Origin of the sequence: Salinivibrio proteolyticus, from assembly GCF_001996165.1 — a bacterium.
In the GTDB taxonomy this organism is placed as follows: Bacteria; Pseudomonadota; Gammaproteobacteria; order Enterobacterales; family Vibrionaceae; genus Salinivibrio; species Salinivibrio proteolyticus.
On record NZ_MUFP01000005.1, the window covers coordinates 213,713 to 235,373 of the forward strand.

General features: G+C 48.1%; 22 protein-coding genes. 18 read left to right on the plus strand and 4 right to left on the minus strand.

Annotation, left to right across the window (positions count from 1 at the left end; translation table 11 throughout):
* Positions 1 to 4: 4 nt before the first annotated feature.
* From ccoO to ttcA, 10 genes are all read left to right on the plus strand, one after another.
* Entirely contained in the window at positions 5 to 616 is a 612-nt protein-coding gene (ccoO, locus tag BZJ19_RS05140; RefSeq protein ID WP_069587701.1) for a cytochrome-c oxidase, cbb3-type subunit II, read from the plus strand.
* 13 nt (positions 617 to 629) lie between these two features.
* On the plus strand, positions 630 to 806 hold the full coding sequence (locus BZJ19_RS05145; protein WP_069587700.1) for a CcoQ/FixQ family Cbb3-type cytochrome c oxidase assembly chaperone: 177 nt from the start codon (positions 630 to 632) through the stop codon (positions 804 to 806).
* On the plus strand, positions 806 to 1,786 hold the full coding sequence (gene ccoP / locus BZJ19_RS05150) for a cytochrome-c oxidase, cbb3-type subunit III (protein ID WP_077674831.1): 981 nt from the start codon (positions 806 to 808) through the stop codon (positions 1,784 to 1,786). Before BZJ19_RS05145 ends, ccoP begins: the two co-directional genes overlap by 1 nt.
* Positions 1,787 to 1,855: 69 nt before the next feature.
* On the plus strand, positions 1,856 to 2,341 hold the full coding sequence (locus BZJ19_RS05155) for a FixH family protein (RefSeq protein ID WP_077674832.1): 486 nt from the start codon (positions 1,856 to 1,858) through the stop codon (positions 2,339 to 2,341).
* A 2-nt stretch (positions 2,342 to 2,343) separates the two neighbouring features.
* A complete protein-coding gene (locus BZJ19_RS05160) occupies positions 2,344 to 4,716 on the plus strand; it encodes a heavy metal translocating P-type ATPase (protein ID WP_077674833.1) in 2,373 nt (790 codons plus the stop codon).
* A 9-nt stretch (positions 4,717 to 4,725) separates the two neighbouring features.
* Positions 4,726 to 4,932 (plus strand): cbb3-type cytochrome oxidase assembly protein CcoS, encoded by a 207-nt coding sequence (ccoS, locus tag BZJ19_RS05165; RefSeq protein WP_077674834.1) that lies wholly within the window; start codon positions 4,726 to 4,728, stop codon positions 4,930 to 4,932.
* Between the two features lie 12 nt (positions 4,933 to 4,944).
* Entirely contained in the window at positions 4,945 to 5,619 is a 675-nt protein-coding gene (locus tag BZJ19_RS05170) for a sulfite exporter TauE/SafE family protein (RefSeq protein WP_077674835.1), read from the plus strand.
* Positions 5,620 to 5,700: 81 nt separating this feature from the next.
* A complete protein-coding gene (locus tag BZJ19_RS05175; protein WP_077674836.1) occupies positions 5,701 to 6,444 on the plus strand; it encodes an FNR family transcription factor in 744 nt (247 codons plus the stop codon).
* Between the two features lie 152 nt (positions 6,445 to 6,596).
* Positions 6,597 to 7,544: a universal stress protein UspE gene (gene uspE, locus BZJ19_RS05180; protein WP_077674837.1), complete on the plus strand. Its 948-nt coding sequence runs from the start codon at positions 6,597 to 6,599 to the stop codon at positions 7,542 to 7,544.
* A gap of 133 nt (positions 7,545 to 7,677) precedes the next feature.
* Positions 7,678 to 8,610, plus strand: a complete 933-nt coding sequence (gene ttcA / locus BZJ19_RS05185) for a tRNA 2-thiocytidine(32) synthetase TtcA (protein WP_077674917.1) — start codon at positions 7,678 to 7,680, stop codon at positions 8,608 to 8,610.
* 50 nt (positions 8,611 to 8,660) lie between these two features.
* Here the strand turns inward: ttcA and BZJ19_RS05190 are convergent, their stop codons facing one another.
* Positions 8,661 to 9,317 carry a DUF2987 domain-containing protein gene (locus BZJ19_RS05190; protein ID WP_077479824.1) on the minus strand — a complete coding sequence of 219 codons (657 nt, stop codon included), beginning with the start codon at positions 9,315 to 9,317 and terminating at the stop codon, positions 8,661 to 8,663.
* Positions 9,318 to 9,346: 29 nt separating this feature from the next.
* Complete coding sequence (locus BZJ19_RS05195) at positions 9,347 to 10,165, minus strand: DUF2189 domain-containing protein (protein WP_077674838.1); 819 nt, start codon at positions 10,163 to 10,165, stop codon at positions 9,347 to 9,349.
* Positions 10,166 to 10,440: 275 nt separating this feature from the next.
* On the opposite strand from BZJ19_RS05195, the gene potA reads away from it, so the two are divergent.
* The 4 genes from potA to BZJ19_RS05215 all read left to right on the plus strand — a co-directional run bounded on the left by potA (position 10,441) and on the right by BZJ19_RS05215 (position 14,278).
* Positions 10,441 to 11,556 (plus strand): spermidine/putrescine ABC transporter ATP-binding protein PotA, encoded by a 1,116-nt coding sequence (potA, locus tag BZJ19_RS05200; protein ID WP_077674839.1) that lies wholly within the window; start codon positions 10,441 to 10,443, stop codon positions 11,554 to 11,556.
* Positions 11,543 to 12,397: a spermidine/putrescine ABC transporter permease PotB gene (gene potB, locus BZJ19_RS05205; protein WP_077674840.1), complete on the plus strand. Its 855-nt coding sequence runs from the start codon at positions 11,543 to 11,545 to the stop codon at positions 12,395 to 12,397. Before potA ends, potB begins: the two co-directional genes overlap by 14 nt.
* Positions 12,394 to 13,164: a spermidine/putrescine ABC transporter permease PotC gene (potC, locus tag BZJ19_RS05210; protein ID WP_069587677.1), complete on the plus strand. Its 771-nt coding sequence runs from the start codon at positions 12,394 to 12,396 to the stop codon at positions 13,162 to 13,164. The genes potB and potC overlap by 4 nt, the downstream gene beginning before the upstream one ends.
* A gap of 70 nt (positions 13,165 to 13,234) precedes the next feature.
* On the plus strand, positions 13,235 to 14,278 hold the full coding sequence (locus BZJ19_RS05215; protein ID WP_077674841.1) for an extracellular solute-binding protein: 1,044 nt from the start codon (positions 13,235 to 13,237) through the stop codon (positions 14,276 to 14,278).
* Between the two features lie 31 nt (positions 14,279 to 14,309).
* On the opposite strand, the gene cobB is transcribed toward BZJ19_RS05215, so the two are convergent.
* Positions 14,310 to 15,026, minus strand: a complete 717-nt coding sequence (gene cobB / locus BZJ19_RS05220) for a Sir2 family NAD+-dependent deacetylase (RefSeq protein ID WP_077674842.1) — start codon at positions 15,024 to 15,026, stop codon at positions 14,310 to 14,312.
* A gap of 215 nt (positions 15,027 to 15,241) precedes the next feature.
* Here cobB and BZJ19_RS05225 point away from each other — a divergent pair, with 215 nt between their 5' ends.
* Together BZJ19_RS05225 and BZJ19_RS05230 are read left to right on the plus strand one after the other, a co-directional pair.
* Complete coding sequence (locus tag BZJ19_RS05225) at positions 15,242 to 15,949, plus strand: DUF3581 family protein (RefSeq protein WP_077674843.1); 708 nt, start codon at positions 15,242 to 15,244, stop codon at positions 15,947 to 15,949.
* A gap of 77 nt (positions 15,950 to 16,026) precedes the next feature.
* Positions 16,027 to 16,851: an HDOD domain-containing protein gene (locus tag BZJ19_RS05230; protein WP_077674844.1), complete on the plus strand. Its 825-nt coding sequence runs from the start codon at positions 16,027 to 16,029 to the stop codon at positions 16,849 to 16,851.
* A 119-nt stretch (positions 16,852 to 16,970) separates the two neighbouring features.
* On the opposite strand, the gene BZJ19_RS05235 is transcribed toward BZJ19_RS05230, so the two are convergent.
* Complete coding sequence (locus tag BZJ19_RS05235) at positions 16,971 to 17,873, minus strand: LysR family transcriptional regulator (protein ID WP_077674845.1); 903 nt, start codon at positions 17,871 to 17,873, stop codon at positions 16,971 to 16,973.
* Between the two features lie 195 nt (positions 17,874 to 18,068).
* Here BZJ19_RS05235 and BZJ19_RS05240 point away from each other — a divergent pair, with 195 nt between their 5' ends.
* Positions 18,069 to 19,760 carry an L-lactate permease gene (locus BZJ19_RS05240; RefSeq protein WP_077674846.1) on the plus strand — a complete coding sequence of 564 codons (1,692 nt, stop codon included), beginning with the start codon at positions 18,069 to 18,071 and terminating at the stop codon, positions 19,758 to 19,760.
* A gap of 109 nt (positions 19,761 to 19,869) precedes the next feature.
* Positions 19,870 to 21,660 carry a D-lactate dehydrogenase gene (gene dld / locus BZJ19_RS05245; protein WP_077674847.1) on the plus strand — a complete coding sequence of 597 codons (1,791 nt, stop codon included), beginning with the start codon at positions 19,870 to 19,872 and terminating at the stop codon, positions 21,658 to 21,660.
* Position 21,661 lies beyond the last annotated feature (1 nt).

Sequence of the window (21,661 nt, forward strand, 5' to 3'; positions counted from 1 at the left end):
ATAAATGAGTGCCAATCGCCACGAAATCGTTGAAAAAAATACCGGTCTGCTTGCGATTTTGATTATCGTTGCAATCAGTTTTGGTGCGCTGGTAGAGATCACTCCGCTGATCTATCAAAAGCAAACCACTGAACCGGTAGATAACCTTCGTCCGTATACAGCGTTAGAGATGGAAGGACGCGACATTTATGTGCGTGAAGGTTGTACTGTTTGTCATAGTCAAATGGTGCGCCCTTTCCGCGCAGAAACCGAGCGTTATGGCCATTATGCAGTGGCTGGTGAAAGTGTTTGGGAGCACCCGTTCTTATGGGGTTCTAAACGTACAGGTCCTGACCTTGCACGTGTGGGTGGTCGCTATTCTGATGAATGGCATCGTGTCCACCTGATTAACCCCCGAGATGTGGTTCCTGAATCAAATATGCCAGGTTTCCCTTGGCTGGCAGAAAACAAGCTAGATGGGAAAACCACTGCTGCTAAATTGAAGCTGTTCCGCGACCAATTCGGTGTGCCATACACTGATGAGGACATCGCGAATGCGAAGGCATCAGTAGAAGGTAAAACAGAGATCGAAGCACTGATTGCATATCTTCAGTCACTCGGTCATGCAATGAAGTAAAAAAGGAGGGCCTATGGATATCGGCACCTTTCATAGTATTTGGACAGTAGTCCTATTTGTTAGCTTCATTGGGATCGTTATTTGGGCTTACAGCAAAGGCCGCAAGAAGCACTTTGATGATGCGGCCAATCTGGTGTTCGCCGATGAGGACCAGGATAAGTCCAAAGACAAGACAGGAGATAATCGCTAATGAGTACGTTTTGGAGTCTCTTTGTAACAATCATCGTACTCGGCACCATTGCAGGTTGTGCAGCCCTTATCATTTGGACGACCAAAGATAAAATGGGTGTTGCCGAAGGTGATGATATGGGTCACGACTACGACGGTATTCGTGAGCTGAATAACCCACTTCCTAAGTGGTGGTCTTATATGTTTTGGGCCACGTTAGTCTTCGGGATTGGTTATTTAATCTTGTATCCAGGTCTGGGTAACTTCGCCGGCGTTCTAGGCTGGAAAAGTTCTTATCAGGATATAAGAAGCGTCGAGGAGTCGCGTGAATTGATGGCGAAAGCGCAAGAAGCGCAGCACATCAACCAATACGCGATGGAACTAGAAGCCGCAGATAAAGTGTTTGGTGAGGCTTTCCGTAAGCTTGCTTTCCAAGAAGACGGGAAAACGCTTCGCTCTATCACGCAAATCGCGGACAATGAAGAAGCCCTGAAAGTGGGTCAGCGTTTGTTTATTCAAAACTGTGCACAATGCCACGGTTCTGATGCGCGTGGCCAAGCGGGCTTCCCTAACCTGACCGACGAAGCTTGGTTATACGGCGGTGAACCTCAAACCATCAAGGCAACCTTGATGCATGGTCGCCAAGGTAATATGCCAGCATGGTTAGACACCATGGGTGAAGATGGCGTGAAAGAAGTCGCTGCCTATGCCTTGAGTCTTTCTGGTCGGAAGGTTGACGCGCAAATGGCCGCAAAAGGTAAGACGCGCTTTGTTGTCTGTGCTGCATGTCATGGCACAGATGGTAAAGGTAACCCTGCCTTTGGCGCACCTGACTTAACCGATAACGTCTGGCTATACGGCGGTTCTCGCCGTGCAGTCGAAGACACTATTCGTTATGGTCGTCAAGGTGTGATGCCTGCGTGGAAAGACATCCTCGGTGAAGAAAAAATTCAGTTGCTCTCTGCTTATGTCTGGCGTTTGAGTAATCCTGAAGTAAAATAAACACTTACGTGTGAACATAGCCCCTGTTCAGCAGGGGCTTTTTTTAACGCTCAAGCAAAGGTGTTACCCATGATAAAGCCCTGGTACAAGCAGTTCTGGCCTTGGTTCCTTATCGCACTACCCTCTTCAGTCGTTGTCGCTAGCTTGCTCACAGTGACAGTGTTTTCATTGAACTCTGTGTCGCTTGTGGCTGAAGATTATTATAAGAAAGGGAAAGCGATAAATATCGACCTTTCAAAACTTCGCGTGGCGGCGCAAAAGGGAGTCTCTGCGAGCCTATCTGCTACTCCGGAGACGTTGCGGATTGCATTGAATAAAGGCCAACTTGAAAGGTTTCCTACTCTTCGTGTACACGTCCAACACCGTACATTAGAGCGGAGAGATATCAATGCGATGGTGAACCCAAACCAAGCCGGCGTTTATCAGATTGATCTCCAAGAGCCACTTGAGGGGCCGTGGTTTGTTGAGATCTCGTCGTTTGACGATAGTTGGAAGGTAAATGGACGGGTTAGTTTCCCTCTTTCTAGTGATTGGACACTAAGCGGTAAGCAGTAATCATGACCAACTCCTGTTATCATTGTGGTGAGCCAGTTTTGACTGGCGACACCTATCAAGTAGTGATCTTTGAACAACCTCGTCTAATGTGCTGTCCCGGTTGCCAAGCAGTGGCAACCACTATCGTAGACAGTGGTTTGAGTTCTTATTATCAGTATCGAACAACTCAAGCAGATAAAGCGGATCTCGTACCGGAAGAGCTCAAATCACTGGCGCTGTATGACAATGAAGACGTTCAACGCGAATTTGTACGTGACCTTGCCGAACAAAAAGAGGTGACGTTGTCACTCGATGGCGTGTCATGTGCTGCTTGTGCATGGCTGATTGAAAAACAATTACAGCGTGCAAAAGGCGTGACACATATCCAAGTCAATACCACCACTAACCGTGCCATGGTTCGTTGGGACGAATCGGAAACATCACTCAGCACCATTCTCACTGATATTCATCGACTCGGTTATAAGGCCGCACCGTTTGAGGCTGACAAGCAAGAACAGCAATACCACCGCAATATGAAGCAATACCTCTATCGCCTTGGGATTGCAGGCCTCGCGACTATGCAAGTCATGATGCTTGCGGTTGCGATGTACTTTGAAGTTTTTGGTGATATGGATGAAACCTTCCGAAATTACTTCCGTTGGGTAAGCCTCATCTTTGCCACTCCCGTGCTGCTTTACTCCGCGCTCCCGTTTTACACTAATGCGTGGCGTAACTTAAAAGCACGCACTTTGGGTATGGATGTGCCCGTTTCTATCGCACTGCTCTTTGCCTATTTTTCAAGTTTGTACGCGACCGTCACTGGCAAAGGGGAAGTCTTCTTTGAATCTGTCGCGATGTTTACTTTCTTCTTGCTACTAGGTCGTTTTCTAGAAATGCGGGCAAGACGTACAGCGGCGGCCGCGAGCGCAAACTTGCTCAAGCTGGTACCGAAAATGGCACGCTACCTTGATGGTGAAGCGGTTCCTGCTAATAGCCTCTCGCTCGGAGAAAAAATACGCGTGCTACCGGGAGAACCTTTCCCCGCCGATGGCGTGGTATTGACTGGCACGACTTCGGTCGATGAAGCCATGCTCACTGGTGAGTCACTGCCGCAAACGAAACGCGAGGGGGACGTTGTTTACGCAGGGACCATGAATGTTGAAGGAAACGTTGATCTTGAGGTGACAGCGAATCATAAAGAGTCATTAGTCGCCAACATTGTTCGCCTTCAAGACGAGGCGCAAATGGCGAAGCCAAAAGTTGCTGTACTCGCGGATAAAATTGCCCGCTACTTTGTCGCCGCTATTTTACTTATTTCCGCCTCAACGTGGTTATATTGGCATTTTGAGCGCCCTGACGATGCATTTTGGATCATGCTATCAGTGTTGGTAGCGACCTGCCCTTGCGCACTGTCTTTAGCAACACCGACCGCATTAACCTGCTCAACCTCAACCTTTGGTCAACTCGGTATCATGTTACGCCGCAGCCATGTATTGGAGACGTTAACGAAAGTTAATCGGTTGGTCGTGGACAAAACTGGTACCCTGACTGAAGGTAAAATTGAGATCAGCGATATCGCGATTCTCAACCCTGACTATGATGAGCAAGGTGTGCTAGACATTGCTGCCAGCTTAGAAACGTTTGCCAACCACCCGATTGCCCACGCTTTTCAGTTGAGAGCCTCAGAGTATTATGAAGTCGTTGACGCCGATAACCACATTGGGCTGGGGATCAGTGGCACAATAAACGGCCAACAGTGGCGGATCGGCAAGCCGGATTTTGCGCTGACGACAACGGAGACGGCGTTTAGTCATTACCCTGTCGTGCTCTCGTGTGATGATACTCCGATTGCGGCCTTCTCGCTTAATGATCCAATTCGTGAAAGCAGCGCATCCTTAATTGCTGCGTTCAAAAGCGCAGGCATTCAAACCACCATGCTCACGGGGGATCAATCAGCCAATGCCGACATGGTCGCAAACCAGCTTGGCATTGAAACTGTGATATCAGGTGTATCGCCACAAGGAAAACTGGCGTATCTTCAGGGGCTTTCAAGCGATACGATTACATTAATGGTCGGCGATGGTGTTAATGATGCCCCTGTACTCGCAGGCGCGCACCTGTCGGTGGCAATGGGAGGTGGTACTGATATCGCCAAAGCCTCTGCCGATATGGTGTTACTGAGCGATGATCTAGAAAAACTGCTCACGGCGAGACAACTCGCGCGTCGTACGCGCCGTATCATTGCCGAAAACCTTGCATGGGCTCTGGGGTACAATGTCACTATTCTTCCCTTAGCGGTTATGGGGTTTGTCGCGCCTTATGTTGCTGTGGTCGGCATGTCTGCTAGTTCCATTATTGTGGTTTCAAATTCACTCCGTCTGCTCAACCGAAAATAAGGAAACCTTATGGCCAGCCTTTATATTTTGATCCCGATTGCCATCATGCTGGTCTGTGTGGCTGCTGTGGTGTTTATTTGGGCGGTGAAGTCCGATCAATTTGAAGATTTAGAGCGCCAAGGCTCATCAATTCTATTTGATGAGGAAGAGCCAGAGCAAAATATGCAGCACAACGAAAACAAATCAGATAACCAGCACTCATCTAGACACTCCTAAGCGAGCCCTTGTATGACTAACGTTGATTTTATTGGCGCCTTCGTCATTGGTTTGGTCGGTGCCGGACATTGTATTGGGATGTGTGGTGGTGTGGCGGCGGCAATGTCACTGGGTATCCCAAAGTATCAAGCCAAATGGCCTTATCTACTCTTGTATAACCTTGGACGCATTACCTCTTACACAATTGCAGGTGCACTGATTGGTGGTGCGGTTGCCTCTATTCTAGCCATGAGTGATCTCACCCATCAGCTAGCGGTCCTACGCCTTTTTGCTGCTGTCATGATGCTGTTGCTTGCGGCTTATTTGGCACACATCTGGAATGGCTTAAGTTATATCGAGCGGGTCGGCGGCAAGCTGTGGCAGCGTGTTTCTCCGCTATCCTCTAAGCTATTACCGCTTAAATCACCAACCTATGCACTTCCATTTGGTTTACTGTGGGGCTGGTTGCCCTGTGGACTTGTCTACTCTGCCCTCAGTTGGTCAGCGGTTGCAGGTAGCGCATCAGGAGGCGCCCTGATTATGTTTGGCTTTGGTCTCGGTACTTTGCCTGCGATGATTACTGTGGGTGCACTTGCGGAGCGGATCAAACCCATACTCAATAATCGTCTAATACGTTTGACATGTGCCATACTAATGGCATTGTATGGCGTCTATACAGCCTATGGCGCGCTAAAACTGCTTTTGTAAGTAGACCATCAGTATAAGGTCGACCGAGCATGCCATAATGGTGTAATATTATCGGCGACGTTTTTTATTTCAGGCAGGTGTATGGTGTCTAATAAGATCATCACTCGGCGGGTACAGTCTGGTGGCTGTGCAATTCATTGCCAGGATTGCAGTATTAGCCAGTTATGTATTCCCTTTACGTTGAATGAGCAAGAGTTGGATCAACTGGATAGCATCATTGAGCGAAAAAAACCTATTCAGAAAGGCCAAGAGTTATTCAAAGCGGGTGATCATCTTCGAGCTCTGTATGCAATTCGCTCAGGAACCATCAAAAGCTATACCATCACCGAGCAAGGTGATGAACAAATAACAGCCTTCCACCTAGCAGGCGATTTAGTGGGCTTTGATGCGATTAACGAGAGAGAGCACCCAAGCTTTGCACAGGCGCTTGAAACCTCGATGATCTGTGAAATTCCTTATGAAATTCTAGATGATTTGTCTGGCAAGATGCCAAAATTAAGACAACAAATCATGCGGTTAATGAGTAATGAGATCAAAGGAGACCAAGATATGATCTTGCTCCTGTCGAAGAAAACCGCAGAGGAGCGTCTTGCAGCCTTCCTTTATAGCCTTTCTAAGCGATTTGCTCAGCGTGGATTTTCGCCTCGTGAGTTCCGACTGACGATGACCCGCGGTGATATCGGCAACTATCTCGGCCTTACCGTTGAAACAATTAGCCGGTTGCTAGGTCGCTTCCAAAAATCGGAAATTCTTGCCGTAAAAGGAAAATACATCACGATTCTCAATCTAGAAGAATTGGCGCGTTTAGCAGGAGAAGAGCTCTAAACTGCCCTTTCAACATGTAAACAAGATCCTAATAAATGGCGCTTTATGCGCCATTTCTCTTTTTTGCTCCCCTATCTTGATTTTATATCGCTCTCTTAGATGTTGTGCGTTACATTGAAACTACACGGTGCATCTGTGCTAAGGAGGCAGATATGTCCAGGTATACAAATCTTCTGGTTGTGATCGACCCCGCTCAAGACCAACAGCCCGCACTGTCTCGCGCAGTCACGTTGAGTGAGCGCTGCGATGCGGATGTAAAACTGACCCTATTTCTTGCTATTTATGATTTCTCTTATGAAATGACCTCGATGCTCTCATCCGATGAGCGTCAAGCAATGCGAAATGGCGTGATGCACCAACGTGAAGAATGGATGAATGACATCATTCAGTCACACAATGCTCAAGGTTGCGATATTGAAAAAGAGGTGGTTTGGCATAACCGCCCTTATGAAGCCATTGTTGAGCGAGTATTGAGCCATCAGCATGACTTAGTGGTTAAGGCCACGCACAAACATGATACTTTGGGCTCCGTGATTTTTACCCCAACGGACTGGCATCTATTACGCAAATGCCCAAGTTCTGTATTGCTGGTGAAAGAGCATGGATGGCCAGACAAAGGCAAAATCATTGCGTCCGTGCATGTTTCCTCTGAGAGTGAAACTCACGCCGCATTGAATGACAAACTCGTAGATGAAGGTGAAGTGATGAGCGCCATGCTTGGTGCTGAGCTTCATCTAGCCAATGCCTACCCTGCAACACCGGTGAACATTACCATCGAGCTACCAGAGTTTGATCCCACCTCATACACCGATGCGGTCAGAGGCCATCACCTCACGGCCATGAAAGCACTGCGACAGCGTCATCACATTGAAGAGGCACGCACACATGTGCATGAGGGATTGCCTGAAGATGTTATTCCCGAGATCGCACGTGAATTAGATGCAGAACTAGTGATCCTTGGCACAACAGGGCGAACCGGCCTCTCAGCGGTCTTTATTGGTAATACGGCAGAACATATGATTGACCAACTGGATTGTGACTTGCTCGCTATCAAGCCGGATGGTTACATCAGTCCACTTGATCCTCGCGCTAACGATTAACCCTTCAACCCCAGCAGGCAGTGCTATTCACTGCCTGCTGCTGGCATTTATAGCCAAAATCCGTATCATACCCGCCATTCATGCATTCACTGCAGCGCAACGTGGTTGGGCTGCCCATCACGCGAAAGTACTTATGAGCACGCAAGAGCTGACCAAAGCACAAAAATACGGGTTTAATAAACTGCAAAAGCGCATTCGCCGTAATACCGGCCAAGCCATTGCTGACTTCAATATGATTGAAGATGGCGATTGCATCATGGTGTGCTTATCTGGCGGAAAAGACAGTTACACACTGCTAGATATGCTACAAAGCTTGCAAAAAAGCGCCCCCATTTCGTTTGAGCTTATCGCGGTCAACTTAGACCAAAAACAGCCCGGATTTCCCGAGCATATCTTGCCAGAGTATCTTGAGAGTCTCGGCGTCGAGTATAAGATTGTCGAAGAAGACACCTACTCGATTGTGAAAGATAAAGTGCCGGAAGGAAAAACAACGTGCTCACTCTGCTCACGCTTACGTCGCGGTATTTTGTATCGTACGGCTAAAGAGTTGGGAGCCACTAAAATTGCCTTGGGCCACCATCGCGACGACATACTTGAAACCTTATTTTTAAACATGTTTTATGGCGGCAAAATGAAAGGCATGCCACCCAAGCTTGTCTCTGATAACGGGGAACATGTGGTGATCCGCCCTCTGGCCTATTGTCGCGAAAAAGACATTGAGCGTTACTCGGAGCAAAAAGCGTTTCCAATTATTCCATGCAACCTATGTGGCTCGCAGCCTAACCTGCAACGCCAAGTGATTAAGGATATGCTGCGTGATTGGGATAAGCGTTTTCCTGGACGTATTGAGACCATGTTCCGTGCGATGCAAAATGTGGTGCCTTCGCACATGGCTGACTTTAACTTGTTTGATTTCAAATCAGTGGCAGCAGGTATGGCCTATGAAGGCGATGGAGACACTGCCTTCGATAAAGAAACCTTTACCAACCCGACCCCCGATAATGATGATGTGGTTGAGGTAGACCCGGCATTAACGTTAGATGTGATGAACGTGAGCCACCAATAGCTAACCCGTTCATTATCGTAAAAAAGCGCTCTAAGAGCGCTTTTTTTGTATCACGAGGAAGGGGCTTTCGGTAGCCATGGTGATATTTTAATTGGCGTGGCTGGAAGCGTTAAGCGTGACTCCGGTTGCAACGCACTGGCATCAATGGTCACTCTACGATTCTCAATCACGTACGATTGGCCAGTTGTTGATACCACATTACCGCTAACATCTGGGCCAAAATGCACCACGACGCCCTGCGTTTTCGGCATAAACCACGACGCAAACATACCGCCGAGATTTTTCATCATCGCATCCATTTGCGGCAACCAGTCTTGAATTTGTTCACCCGTCAGTTGCTGATCAACCGGCGTGTTCACTAGAACTTGAAAAGAGATGTCGCAGGTCATGCCCGCTGGTGTTTCCACAAATACATCTGGGTTCACTTTGCGTAACTGGTTATCCAGTGGCAGCGGCAAGGCTTGCGATGGCGGGATATCAAAGGCTTCGTAATGCTCCTTTTTGCGCATCCACGCTCGAGATATTGGGCACACCTCGCCGGTGTCAGGCGAAACCATAAAATACGCGACACCAATATCTGGGTGCCCTTCTTCAACATTATGCTTGAGCTGAGTGAACAATTTGCTGTAGCTAAATCTCATGGTATCGGCATGGGCAGGCAAGCTCATACAAGCTGCCAGTACCAATGCACTGGTTAATTTTTTCATGGACACTCCGTGTACGGGCTAAACGCCAATCAGGCATCAAAAGTATCGTTGCCTGACGAATGGGATGTTTCAGGGGTGGCATTGTTATCGTTATTTTGTGACACCGTCACCTCAACGCCGACACCAAACATTTCTCGGTAAATCACACCCTTAACATTGAACAGAAAGGGTAATGCCCAAACCAAWGCAAAGCCAGCGGTAACAAAAGAAATGAGAAATAGCACACCGACCACCGCATAAATCGTAGCAAGGGCGAGCACTTTCTTGTTGACGGCTCGGAAAGAAACCGCCATCGCCTTTAACGGCGTCAAACGTTTTTCACAAATCAGTAGCGGTGCCATTGAAAAGGCCATCGCGACATATAAGCTCAATAATGGAAAAATCATACTGGCAACGCTTTGTAACGTCGCAGACAAACAAATCACGACGGTGACAGGCAGTGCAAACGCCAACCCCTTAATTAAATGGCGAGGTTTGGATCTAAACCCAATTGCATGCGCCAACCCCATCAAGCTTGCACCTGCATACAAGGGGGCAATAAGCACCTCAGAGGTAAAATTAGATAACCACACGGATGACACCATATCAGTGGTCATTTCGCGCTGCCCGACTAACCCCTCGAATAAATGAGACGGATCGCCCAGAAGTAACGTCAGCATCAACACTAGAATACCAACTTGAACGGCAAATAAGCATAAAGCCGCGGGCAGAAAGGACCAGAAGTGTTTAAATGTCAGCGAGAACGCTTCTTTAATAATCTCAAATGGCTCGAGGCGATATCGACCGTTGAGTGCGGTCTCTATCGACCCACCAATATGTAGCGCATTGTTGAAATCTTGTTGACTCATAATCGTTATTTGTCATGACTGTTGTTGACAGTATATCTGACTGTTACCAATAGCCAAAAACCAATCTCACCTGAAAACAAGGAATCCGTGCTATTTTTACCCAACGTTAACATCAAGGATGTATCATGATTTACCGATAATAGCGGCGGATTTGAGCACAGCGAAAATGTGTAAAAAATTGCTTTAACTTAGCAGGATGCACGTCTATCATGCGCCGTCTATTTTATGGGTAAATCCGCGAACAACAATTTGCCAGGTAGGGAGAGAACGAACCATTGAACCACGCGCATGTATCTCACAAACCGGTTGTTGAGCTTAAATCTCTGACCAAAAGCTTTGACGGCAAAGAAATCATTTCCCGTTTCAATCTCACCGTTAACGATGGTGAATTTCTGACTATCCTCGGCCCTTCTGGCTGCGGGAAAACAACTGTATTACGTCTTATCGCTGGCCTTGAAGATGCGGACAGCGGCCATGTCATTATTGATGGCAAGGATGTCACGGATATCCCCGCCGAACAGCGCCACGTAAATACGGTATTCCAAAGCTACGCCCTTTTCCCGCACATGAGCGTATTCGAAAACGTTGCGTTCGGACTGCGGATGCAAGGTGTGGATCGTACGACGATCGAGCCTCGGGTGATGGAAGCGCTGCGTATGGTACAGCTTGACCATTATGCGTCGCGTAAGCCACATCAACTATCAGGTGGCCAGCAACAACGTGTTGCGATTGCTCGTGCTGTTGTCAATAAACCGAAAGTGTTGTTGTTGGATGAGTCTTTATCCGCGCTGGATTACAAGCTGCGTAAGCGCATGCAAATGGAGCTCAAACAGCTACAACGTAAACTGGGGATCACCTTTATCTTTGTCACGCATGACCAAGAAGAAGCACTGTCGATGTCCGACCGGATTTTGGTGATGCGTGATGGTGAAATCGAGCAAGACGGTAGTCCTCGAGAGATTTACGAAGAGCCGAAGAATCTCTTTGTGGCGCGCTTTATCGGTGAGATCAATGTGTTCGATGCTACCGTAATCAAACGGATGGATGAGCAACGCATTTGGGCGCGTATTGAGTCGCGTGAATGTGAGGTCTACTGCAAACTGGATGTGCGTGCCGGCGATCAAGTCAAAGTCTTGCTGCGCCCAGAAGATATTCGCATTGAAGAAATCAGTAATGATGCTAACCCCAATGGCCTAATTGGCTACGTGCGTGAACGTAACTATAAAGGCATGACCCTAGACTCTGTGCTCGAGATGCCATCAGGGCAAACCGTAATGGTCAGCGAATTCTTTAACGAAGATGACCCGGATGTTGACCACTCACTCGACCAAAAAGTAGCAATCACTTGGGTTGAAAGCTGGGAGGTGGTATTGGCCGATGAAAAAGCTTAACCTGCAAACCGCCATCATTGGCTTGGTTGTCGGTTGGTTATTGGTTTTTGTCTTCATGCCCAACCTGATGATCATCATCACCAGTTTCTTGACCCGTGACGATGCCAACTTGATTGAGATGACGTTTACACTCAGTAACTATGCCAAGTTACTGGATCCTCTCTACGCCAAGGTGGTGTGGCATTCGTTCTATATGGCTGCCATCGCGACCTTGATTTGCCTGTTAATCGGTTATCCGTTTGCGTTTATCATCGCCAGAATGCCAAAACGCATGCGCCCGTTAATGCTCTTTTTGGTCATTGTGCCCTTCTGGACAAATTCACTGATCCGTACCTACGGCCTTAAAATTTTCCTTGGCACACGCGGCTTATTGAACGAAAGCCTGATGTGGCTCGGCCTGATTGAGCGCCCCATTCGTATTATGTATACCGAATACGCGGTCATGATTGGTCTTGTCTACATTTTGCTGCCGTTTATGATTTTGCCCTTGTACTCCAGTATTGAAAAGCTGGATAACGCGTACCTTGAAGCGGCACGCGATCTTGGAGCGAATACGGTTCAACGTTTTATTCGCGTGATCCTTCCCCTAACCACACCGGGAATTATTGCCGGCAGTTTGTTAGTGTTACTGCCCGCCTTAGGCATGTTCTATGTCTCTGATTTATTGGGTGGAGCGAAGAATCTACTGATTGGTAATGTAATTAAGAGCCAAATCCTCAATGTACGAGATTGGCCGTTTGGTTCCGCAGCCAGTATTTCTCTGACCGTTCTCATGGGTCTGATGTTGTTCGCCTATTGGCGGGTTGGAAAGTGGATGAATCGTAAGGAGACACTCGCATGAGCCGTATCTTACGCAGTGGATTCTTATCCTTAGTTTATGCCTTTTTATATATCCCAATCATTATATTGATTGTGAATTCCTTTAATGCCAGCAAGTTTGGGATGAACTGGAAAGGCTTTACTTGGAAATGGTATGAGCAGCTCATCAACAATGACAGCTTGGTTCAGGCGGCAGGTAACTCGCTCACCATTGCGATTTTCTCTGCCTCTGCAGCTGCCATCATCGGTAGCCTTACGGCGGTTGCGCTGTTCCGCTATCGCTTTCGTGGCAAGCAATTCGTCAATGGTATGCTGTTCGTGGTGATGATGTCACCTGATATCGTGATGGCCATTTCATTGTTAGCATTATTTGTCTTGATGGGCGCACAATTGGGCTTTCTTACTTTGCTGCTCTCGCACATCACCTTTTGTTTGCCATTCGTGGTGGTCACCGTGTACAGCCGCTTAAATGGCTTTGATGTCAAGATGCTTGAGGCGGCTCGTGATTTAGGCGCCAGTGAGTGGGTCATTCTGACCAAAATCATTCTGCCCCTTGCAGCGCCTGCGGTGGGCGCGGGCTGGTTACTGAGTTTCACACTCTCTTTGGATGATGTGATTGTCAGCTCTTTCGTAACGGGCCCAAGTTATGAAATTTTACCCTTGAAAATCTACTCAATGGTTAAAGTCGGTGTCTCACCCGAAGTCAATGCCTTAGCGACCATCATGCTAATGGTATCGCTCGTCTTAGTCATGTGCTCACAATGGCTGGCTAAAGATCGACTAAAATAAACCTTTCCTCGGGCTGCTGCCCCGCTGGCAGCCCGCTTACTGTTGTCTGTAATGTCTAGGAGTTTTCACCATGACCAAATGGTTTTCACTCTCTGCGTTGGCGCTGCTGGGTGCGTCACTGGTCCCATCAACGGCATCCGCTGAAGATGATGTTCTCTACTTTTACAACTGGTCCGAATACATTCCAGCGTCCGTGCTTGAAGAATTTACCGAAGAAACCGGTATTGAAGTCATGTATTCCACCTATGAGTCCAATGAGACCATGTATGCGAAATTAAAGACGCATCCTGAAGGCTATGATTTGGTTGTTCCCTCAACCTATTACGTCTCCAAAATGCGTCAGGAAGGCATGCTACAAAAAGTGGATAAGACCAAATTAAGCCACTTTGATGGCCTTGACCCAGACAACCTGAACAAACCCTTTGATCCGAATAACCAATACTCTATCCCGTATATCTGGGGGGCAACGGGCATTGGGGTCAACACCGACTTTATGGATAGCAGCGCTGTCTCTCGCTGGGCCGATCTGTGGGATCCCAAATGGCAGGGTCAATTGCTGATGATGGATGACGCGCGAGAGCTCTTCCACATCGCACTGCGTAAGCTGGGCTATTCAGCCAATACCACCAACCCGGATGAGATCAAAGCCGCCTACGAGGCGCTGCGTGAACTCATGCCAAATGTATTGGTATTTAACTCTGATTTCCCTGCTAACCCCTACCTTGCTGGCGAAGTCACCTTGGGAATGCTTTGGAATGGATCCGCCTATATGGCCCGTCAGGAAGGCGCTCCCATTGAGATTGTTTGGCCAGAAGAAGGCGCCATCTTTTGGATGGATAGCCTTGCCATTCCAGCCAACGCTAAACATGTCAATGCCGCTCACAAGATGATCGATTTCTTGCTGCGCCCAGAAAACGCGGCGAAGCTCGCACTCGAAATTGGCTATCCAACACCCGTTAAAGCAGCTTATCCGCTGTTACCGGCTTCCTTTAAGAATGATCCTAATATTTACCCACCGAAAGCGGTGATGCAGGCCGGTGAATGGCAAAATGCGGTCGGGGATGCCAACCGCTTGTACGAAGATTATTTCCAGCGCTTAAAGGCGGGGATGTAATGACAAGACGCTGGGGCCTGAGGGCCCCTTTTTACTGTTCAAGGGCGAGAATTTCATCCACCAGCGCCGGGACCAATGTGCTGGCTTTGCCATAACGGCGTTCATTAAACTCACTTTCAACCGCACTGGGTTCTAAGTTGATTTCAATGGTGTGAGCGCCATGCATCGCCGCTTCATGCACAAAACCTGCAGCGGGATAGACTGCACCAGACGTCCCAACAGAAACGAATAAATCAGCTTGGGTAAGTGCATCATGGATTTGTCCCATCCCTAGCGGCATCTCACCAAACCAAACCACATGAGGACGAAGAGGGGCTGGCATTTGACAACAATGACAGTGATCAGTCTCAGTAATATCCCCTACCCAATCAATGGTCTGTTGCGAGTGGCTACAGCGTGCTTTGAGGAGTTCGCCATGCATGTGAATGATGTGCTGTGTGCCGGCGCGTTCATGAAGATCATCAATATTCTGCGTAACCACCAGCACAGTGGCATCACTCTCTTTTTCTAAACGGGCCAGCGCGTCGTGTGCCGCATTGGGCAATACACCGGATTGAAGCTGGCGACGGCGGTCATTATAAAACTGCTGAACCAATCGCGGATTACGCGCAAAGCCTTCTGGCGTCGCGACATCTTCAATATGGTGCTCTTCCCACAGGCCATCTTGGTCACGAAAGGTACGAATACCCGACTCTGCAGAAATGCCCGCGCCGGTAAGCACAACAATGTGTCGGTAGGGAAATGTCATAGCCCATCCTTGAGTTTTTATCTAACACCTTCATTTATAACACCCAAATTGAAACCTTTGAAGCATGGTGGCTTTAGACCTTGGTCGCGAAATGGTTTCCTTGGGAAAAAATGCTCGACCGCGATCACGAACCGCTAATGCAACGACTGGCTAGACCAATCAATCGGTCCGCTTGGGTTACAATACTCACTTGTTTATCGCTTTTGTTAACAATTATGCAACTTGAACGTTATTATAGTGAGCAGGACGGAAAACTGCTTTTTACTCGCCAGCAAGCCAGTGACTTTGCTAAACGTGTTGCCGGTGACTTTAATCCTATCCACGATACTGAGGCATCACGCTTTTGTGTACCCGGCGATCTTCTGCTCTCTATTTTGCTCGCAAAGATTGGGATCAGTGAGCATATTCAGATTCATTTTAATGGCATGATCAGTGCGAACACGCCATTGCAGATTGTCGAAACAGACCATGAGGTGACTGTGGTCGATGAAAACCAAAAGCTCTATCTTACCCTGACCCGTCGCGGCGCTGTGCGACACGACCCTGCACTTGCCAACGAAATTGCGCAGCACTATGTGCAGTTTTCAGGTAAAAACTTTCCCCACATCATGGTGCCGTTAATGCGTGAGCAGCAGATGATGATCAATACGGATCGTCCGCTAGTGATGTATGAGAGTATGAGTTTGTCATTTGATGATTTACAAATAAGCTCGGCAGAAGTTGCCCTTTCAAGCTCGACCATGAGTGTCAACGGTAAACGGGGCAAAGTCGATCTCTCGTTTGACTTTATGGTCGGCGATAAGCGCGTCGGTCATGGGTGTAAAACGATGGTAGCCAGCGGATTACGCCCTTATTGTGAAGAGGCGATTCAAGACTTGGTTGAGCGTTTTAATGCCCGTAAGCAGGCATACTGTACGGCTTAGTTTTTTTGCATTTTATCCGCACCCTCTTTTCGCCCTGATCTATAGTTAGATGAGGGCGTTTCTATAGGGAAGTTATTATGCAATCCAGCAGCTTAGTTGAGCGTATCGATAAACTACCGAAAATCCCCAAAATCGTGCAAGAATTGATTGATTTGGTAAACAGTGACAGTGCCGACCTCAGTCAAATTGCGGAAAAAATTGCTTACGATCAGGTGATTTCAGCACGAGTACTTCGGTTATCGAACTCGGCCTATTTTGGACGAGCCAGAAATATCGGTTCTGTCAATGAGGCGGTAATCCGACTAGGACTTGGCCCCGTGCGGACCCTCGTTGTCTCAAGTGCGTTGATGAGTGCTTTTGATGTCGATAGTGAATTAGATATCGATGCATTTTGGCAGCACACCTTTGAAGTAGCGACTATCAGCAAAGCGCTCGCAGGCTCATTAAAAATGGATCCAAATGAGGCGTTTACTGCCGGGATGCTCCATAACTTAGGCGAATTGCTGATTATGACGACCGCTTATGAGCAACTTGATAGGATTAACCTGCATATAGAAGCGGGTAAACCCAAGCAAGAAGCGCAGGAGCTCATTTTAGGTGTAACCAGCGCAGAGTTAGGCGGTGAGTTGGCACGTAAGTGGAACTTCCCTGATCGACTTTGCGATGCGATTCGTTATCAGTTTACACCCGTGCATAAAGAGCAATTCTCGTCATTGGCCGGTATTTTAAGACTGGCAGGAAAGGTCGACGAATCATGGCAAGATTTTGTTACCACCGACTCCAAGCTCGAGTGGCTTAATCAGCAGCTCGAATACAACATGCTAGGTTTTCCTAAAACTGTGGTCGCCGCTATTGATGATGTGATCGGTAAAGGCCGTGAAATGGCGAAAATGCTGAAATAGTTAAACCTTACTAAACATAGAATACAGCGCCATCGCCATCTAGCATGGCGCTGTTTGATTGGCACTGAACGTTGCCATTGCAGCCAAATAAACTGAATATCCGTCCATGTCTCGCCTTGCTAGAAACAATGCCGTATATCTAAATACTTTTGCCGAATATGCTCAATGAGTAAGCGGATTTTCTTTGGCGGCTGACGGGTAAATGGATATACGGCATAAATCCCCAATCGCTTGCCCACCTGGTCAGGAAACAAATCAATTAAGTCGCCTCGTGTAATATCCTGATAGACCAAACAACGCGGGACATACGCAATACCATGCCCTCCAAGCGCGCCTTTTCTCAATGCAATGGGGTTATCCGTCGAGATATTCCCCGACACTTTAATCATTTGGTTTTTGCCCTCACCTTTAAATTCCCAATCACTTGCCCCTGTGGTTTGATAGGCATATTGCAAACAGTTATGGGCTTTCAGATCATGAGGTTGCTGCGGACGACCATGACGTGTAATGTAGCCCGGTGCGGCACAAACCACCCATTGAGAGTCGAGAATATGCCGGGCAATCAAACTGGAGTCTTCGAGATAACCGGTACGGATCACCAAATCAAACCCTTCATCAATCAAATCAACAAAGCGGTTTTCTAACGACATATCAATGGTAAGCCCCGGGTATTGGCTACAAAATTCCGCGACTGCCTCCGCTAACAGTAACTCACCAGAAATCGTTGGTACCGAGATTTTGATATGGCCACTGATCGCCTCACCAAAGCCCGAGACTGCATCAAAGGCTTCATCAGCGGCTTGCTTCACAGTTTTTGCGCCTTGATAGAGTGTCCGCCCCGCATCCGTCAGTGTCAGCTTTCGGGTTGTTCGATACAACAACTGAACGCCTAGACTCTCCTCCAGCTTCTTAATCCGTTTACTAACGACTGAATTTGTAAGGGAATTTATTTCGGCAACTTTGCTGAAGGAACCATATTCAGCGACTTGAGCAAAAAGTACGAGATCGTCTGTTTTCGGCATATTATGTCAATTATGGAAGTAATCATTTTCATTATTTCCATATATCAAGAAAATGTAAACGAGTAATGTCACATCCAATTAACATCACGTCATCACGATGTCAGCAAAAAAACAACAGATGCGACAGCATAAAAATACGATGGCGTGCCTTGCTTTTACGTGAACTAACGGAAGAGACGTCTAAAAGGACAGACTATGACTGATACTCTCTACGCCCTTGTTGCGTTTTCCCCCATCGTGGTTGCTGCCATTTTGCTGGTGGGATTAAATTGGCCCGCCAAAAAGGCGATGCCAGTGGCATTTATCATGACAGTGTTAATCGCACTATTCCAGTGGCAAATGAGCCTTACTCGCGTCTCAGCCTCGATTTTACAAGGACTAATCATTACTGCCGCTGTACTCTGGATCGTCTTTGGCGCGATTTTGCTGCTCAATACATTGAAACATACCGGTGCGATTACCGTGATTCGCAATGGTTTTACCAACATTTCGGATGACAGGCGTATTCAAGCCATTATTATCGCTTGGTGTTTTGGCTCTTTCATTGAAGGTGCGTCAGGATTTGGGACCCCCGCGGCAATCGCTGCCCCTTTGTTGGTTGCGATCGGCTTTCCTGCGCTGGCCGCCGTTGTGATTGGTATGATGATCCAATCCACGCCTGTCTCTTTCGGAGCAGTGGGAACCCCTATCATTGTCGGCGTCAATAAAGGGCTTGATAGCCACACTATTGGGCAAAGATTACTGGCTAACGGCAGTGACTGGGCCAGCTATTTACAAGCTATCACCACACAAGTCGCACTCATCCATGCCATCATTGGCACCCTAATGCCACTATTGATGGCCATGATGTTGACCCGCTTTTTCGGCAAAAACAAAAGCTGGCGCGAAGGATTGGCCGTGGCGCCATTCGCCATTTTTGCGGGGTTAGCCTTTACCATTCCTTATGCCTTGACCGGGTGGTTACTCGGTCCTGAATTCCCCTCTCTACTTGGTGGATTAGTGGGTATTGTCCTAGTCACCACTGCGGCACGGAAAAACTTTCTTGTTCCCAAAAAGCACTGGGACTTTGATGATGCCTCTACGTGGCCAAGTCAATGGTTAGGCTCGCTTAAAATGGATCTTAAGGTTCAGGAAAAGCCCATGAACATGGCCATGGCTTGGGCGCCTTATTTACTCTTGGCACTGTGTTTGGTGATCAGCCGCGTCAGTCCAACGGTAAAATCACCACTAACAGATGTGAGCTTAAGTTTTAACGCGCTATTGGGAGAAACTGGCATTAACGCGGCAATTCAACCTTTGTATCTTCCTGGTGGGATCCTCGCATTCGTCGCCTTAGTTGCCACCTTACTTCACAGTAAACGCCTCCAGCCTCTATTCAAAGCAGCGAACGAGTCCAGTAAAACACTCATCGGTGCAGGCTTTGTGTTGGTGTTTACCATTCCTATGGTGCGTATATTTATTAACTCAGGTGTGAATGCCGCCGATTTGGTCAGTATGCCAGTGATGACAGCGCGGTTTGCTGCGCAACTGGTGGGTGGTGGTTTCCCTGCTCTTAGCGCCACCATTGGTGCATTAGGGGCCTTTATCGCCGGCTCAAATACCGTCTCGAATATGATGTTTAGTCAGTTTCAATTTGAAGTCGCACAAACACTGGGCGCATCAACCGTCACCGTGCTGGCACTTCAGGCCGTAGGTGCGGCAGCAGGTAATATGATTGCCATTCACAACGTCGTTGCCGCCTCCGCCACTGTGGGCTTATTGGGGCGCGAAGGCGCGACCTTACGTAAAACTGTGTTACCTACGATTTACTACCTGATTGCCGCTGGGGTAATTGGCATCATCGCGATACATGTGATTCAAGTTGCTGACATCCTGATGGCGGCGTAATCTGACGATGATAGGCCGAGCGCAGAACTCGGCCTGATTGACCTAACTCAAGCGGGCCAGCCAGGCTGACCCTCAGCCTTTTTGAATATATGGAAGGAAAGGAACGCTTATGAACACCCCATCACGTTTGTCCTCATCACAACAACAAGCATTTATACAAACGCTGACGGATATTGTCGGTCACAAGAACCTACTGACGGATGCAAGTCATACCCAGCACTATCGCACTGGGTTTCGCTCAGGAGGAGGCAGTGCGCTGGCGGTCATTTTCCCAACTTCATTAGTAATGCAATGGCGTGTCTTGCAAGCCTGTGTTGACGCCGACGTGGTGATCATTATGCAAGCCGCGAATACGGGCTTAACCGAAGGATCGACGCCGAAGGGCGATGACTATGACCGCGATGTGGTGATAATCAATACCACACGATTAGACGGCTTACAGCTGCTTGATCAGGGCAAGCAAGTGATCAGCTTTCCGGGGACCACACTTCATCACTTAGAGCAAACCTTACGGCCTCTTAACCTAGCCCCGCACTCTGTGATTGGCTCGTCGTGTATTGGCGCATCGATTGTCGGTGGTGTGGCCAATAATTCTGGTGGCGCGTTGGTTAAACGTGGCCCTGCCTATACAGAATATTCGCTCTTTGCGCAGTTAAACGAAGCCGGTGAGCTAGTCTTGGTCAATCATTTAGGGATTGCGCTTGGCGACGATCCGGAAACCATTCTCGCCCGTGTCGAACGCGGCGATTATCGTCCTGAAGACATTACCACGGATACGCGCAAAGCCTCCGCGCATGATTACGAGCAAATCCTCCGTGATGTCGACGCAGATAGCCCTGCACGGTATAACGCCGATAAACACCGTCTTCATGAAGTGAGTGGCTGTGCAGGAAAACTGGCAGTGTTTGCGGTCAGGCTAGATACCTATCCCATTCCAGAGCGTGAAAAGGTGTTCTATATCGGCACCAACAATCCTGATGTTTTGTACCAGTTACGTCGCCGTGTGCTCAGCGAGCTGTCACATCTTCCCGAAGTGGCAGAATACATGCATCGCGAGGCCTTTAATATTGCTGAACGATATGGCAAAGACGTGTTTTTAGCCATTGGCCGACTAGGGACGGACAGTATTCCTAAAATGTTTGCCTTAAAAGCCCAAATTACCGCGTGGCTGGATAAAGTGCCCTTGCTGCCCAATTCACTGCCGGATAAAGTCATGCAGTACGTTAGCCAGCTTTTTCCGCAGCATTTGCCTTCTCGTATGCTCGCGTTCCGTGACCGCTTTGAGCATCATTTGATTTTTAAAGCATCAGACGAAGGTATTGAGGAAAGCTCGCAGTTCTTGACGCAATTTTTTGCCGACCATGATGACAGCGACTTTTTTGTCTGTACCGAAGAGGAAGCCAAAAAAGCCATGCTTCACCGCTTTGCTGCTGCCGGCGCAGCGATTCGCTATCACACCATGCACAGCAATGATGTGGAAGATATTCTCGCGCTTGATATTGCATTGAAGCGCAATGAAAAACATTGGGTCGAGCAACTGCCTGATACCATTGAGTCACAGTTGGTCACCAAGCTCTATTACGGACACTTTTTCTGTCATGTCTTTCACCAAGACTACATTGTGAAAAAAGGTGCCGATGTACATGCAATTAAGGCGAAAATGCTTGCCCAGCTCAACGAACGCGGCGCGAAATACCCTGCCGAGCATAACGTGGGACATCTCTATGCCGCCGAGCCCGATTTAGCCCATTTCTACCATCAGCTCGACCCAACCAATAGTTTTAACCCGGGGATCGGAAAAACCAGCAAGAAAAAATACAGTGCAGACTGTCACTGCCTAGATCACCAGCTTCGTCATCGAGCAACTCAGGACACGTCACCCGCCACGCATGAGCATTAAA